The organism is Okeania sp. SIO2B3 (assembly GCF_010672525.1).
Classification (GTDB): domain Bacteria; phylum Cyanobacteriota; class Cyanobacteriia; order Cyanobacteriales; family Microcoleaceae; genus Okeania.
In genome coordinates, this window is sequence record NZ_JAAHGH010000222.1 from 1 (window position 1) to 2672 (window position 2672).

At 33.4% G+C, this 2672-nt stretch carries 3 protein-coding genes; 1 reads left to right on the top strand and 2 read right to left on the bottom strand.

Going from position 1 to position 2672, the window contains the following annotated elements; translation table 11 throughout:
* Positions 1-688: 688 nt before the first annotated feature.
* On the bottom strand, positions 689-898 hold the full coding sequence (locus F6K15_RS37725; RefSeq protein ID WP_293071197.1) for a WYL domain-containing protein: 210 nt from the start codon (positions 896-898) through the stop codon (positions 689-691).
* A gap of 121 nt (positions 899-1019) precedes the next feature.
* Positions 1020-2036 (bottom strand): hypothetical protein, encoded by a 1017-nt coding sequence (locus F6K15_RS37730; protein ID WP_293071199.1) that lies wholly within the window; start codon positions 2034-2036, stop codon positions 1020-1022.
* A gap of 58 nt (positions 2037-2094) precedes the next feature.
* Between F6K15_RS37730 and F6K15_RS37735 the strand changes: the two genes are divergently transcribed.
* Positions 2095-2577, top strand: a complete 483-nt coding sequence (locus F6K15_RS37735; RefSeq protein WP_293071201.1) for a DUF192 domain-containing protein — start codon at positions 2095-2097, stop codon at positions 2575-2577.
* The last annotated feature ends 95 nt before the right edge of the window (positions 2578-2672 follow it).

A 2672-nucleotide genomic window follows, 5' to 3' on the forward strand; every position in this document is an offset into this window, starting at 1 on the left:
TTCTAATTTGAATACTTTGCTTATTTATGATGATAATCGTCAGGATTTACAGAAGGAAATTTCTGATATTTTGTCTATGGAAGTTTGAGTTTATAATTAACAATTAATAATTAACAATTAACAATTATCGGTCGCGTCACGCGTCTGGGGAGTTCTATTGCTGGAGCATCAATAATTAAGCGCCTGACACTCATTAATTACTGAAAAATTCAGGTAACAACTCTATCCTTATCTGTGCCACGAGCTGTCGCCCTACAGGGATAAAAAAAGAAAAAAATTCCTTTTCAACAATTCTTTTATTAGAGAAGAGGTAATTATTAATTATCGCTTACTGGAGCAAGCCCTAATTAACAAGAAAGTATCTTCCTAGATATACGCTCTGAAATTATTAATTATTAATTATTCATTATTAATTACAAGGGGAGACTATCTCACTAGCTTTATGTTCTTCAATTATTAATTATTCATTATTAATTATTCATTATTCGGTAAAGCATAATTCTTGACAACAGTCTGAACGATTGATAAAGTTGCTAAGAGCAACTTATGGCAATATGTAGTCTTTTGGTAATTTTTCCTAGACAAAAGTTATAGTTTCCTCGACTACAAGACTCAATCTATAACAGTGCGAGAGTGATTCCGGGTAAGAGCGTTATAGAACTCCGTTCCGCTTACGCGACCGAAAATTTCATTCTTTTCCTTCTGCTTTCCCCTCATAAATTTCAACAATATCTAACCCAACCTCATAAACAGTATCAATTAATCCATCTGGTTTAACTACTTTCACATGACCGCCAAACCCAATAACCCAACTTAAAAAACTCACATCTTTTAAACACCAACCAGGTAATTCCACTCGAAACCGATGGAGAAAACGTCGATCTGTGGGAGATGTCACTCAATACAATCTGTCTGTATTAAGTGTGGAAGTTATCAACAACCATCCTGAACCGTTCGGGAGAATTAGCTGCTTCATATAAATCAGTCGTATCCTTGCACGAATCTTCTATTTCTGCCAATTAATAATAATGTCGGTATTTTTTCCGAGCCATCCGTTTCGCTTTTTTTGTATTCCATCGAGGTACAGCAATTATATCATCAACTTTTTTCAACTTTTCAGGAATAGGTTCTCCTACCAATAAATCAATTGTTTGCGCAATAAACTTACAGCAGTTTATAGGAAATCTTAAAACTTGTTCCTCTGCGAATCTAATAACAACCCAATCATTCTGCTCAAAAAAAATGTCTCTATTAATCTCTGTTTGATCGTCTGTGCAGTGAGTTGTTTTTTTACCTTTGCCACTACAAGTATAAGGCTCGTCAATTTCTATGTCTACATATAAATTCCAGTCTTTAAGATAATAAATAAAATCAGGAGTGTAGGGATATTCAACATACTTGATAACCCGATAATCCACCATTATTTCGCCAGGTAGGTAATGACTAAGAGTTTGGTGAAATATTTCTTCACTCCTTCCTTTGGGAGCATTGCTCCCTTGAATAGGTTTCAGTGGCTTAATTTGCTGAAATTTTTGTCGAGCTAATTCTATTTTTTGACTGCGCTCTGTGGATTGTGTTCTGTAACTTTCCACTCTATTTTGATAATCACGCATACTAGAATGCTGGCTAGTTTGGAATTTTTGCCATTGCTCTAAATGCTGCTGATAGGCATCCAATTCTGCTTTATAATTAAGCATTATCATATCGAATTCTGCTTTCTTTGCCCCATAGCCATTTTTTTCTCTAGAGAAAATATAGCTAGCTACAATTACAGCTATTACCAACAGCATAAATCCACCACCTGGACCAATGGCTGTAATCCAAGATGCAGAGACAAAAACAACTAATCCTATCATTGCTAAAAAAATATATATATTAGGTTTTTTTGGTTCTATTAATTTAGGTTTAATAGGTGATTTTGGTTTCTCTATAAATTGTGGTTCTTGAAATTGAGGGACTTCAATTTCAGGCATCGCTACAGCAATGTTTAAAATTTTTTTGGGGATTTTTAAAACAGGGTATACTTGATTAAACATTGTTAAATAATTAATTACTAATTATTATATTTGATAAGTTTTAAAGTAATTTAAACCCATGCCAAAAAATAATAATCTTCAAATATTCCTAATTTTTAGTGCTTTAGTAATATATGTTAGTTTTGGTGTCTATACAAATAGAATAAGAAGTATTTCTAGACCTCAATACTTGCCAGTTACAGCAGAAGTTATTATTAATGATTTAAAAATAGACTTAGAAGTCGCTGACACCCAAAAAGAAAGAAAAATCGGGCTTATGTTTAGACCTTCTTTACCCGACGATCGCGGGATGCTGTTTGAGTTTAAACCTCCTCAAAGAGTAAAACTGTGGATGAAGAATTGCTTAATCAGTCTGGATATTATCTTTATTAGGAATAGTATTGTGCAAGGGTTAGTCCCCAACGCGCCTCCTTGTTATACAGATAAATGTTCTATATATGATTCTGGAGTGATTGTGGATAGCGTAATTGAATTGAAAGGTGGACGTGCGAATGAGTTGGGCTTAAAGATAGGCGATCGCTTGACAGTAACTACATATTGAAAATAATTAATTATTAACAATTAGTAATTTATCAATGCCGGAGTATTGATTATTAAAGTTGTTGCAATTGAAATTTAACAACTTCTTGATAATTT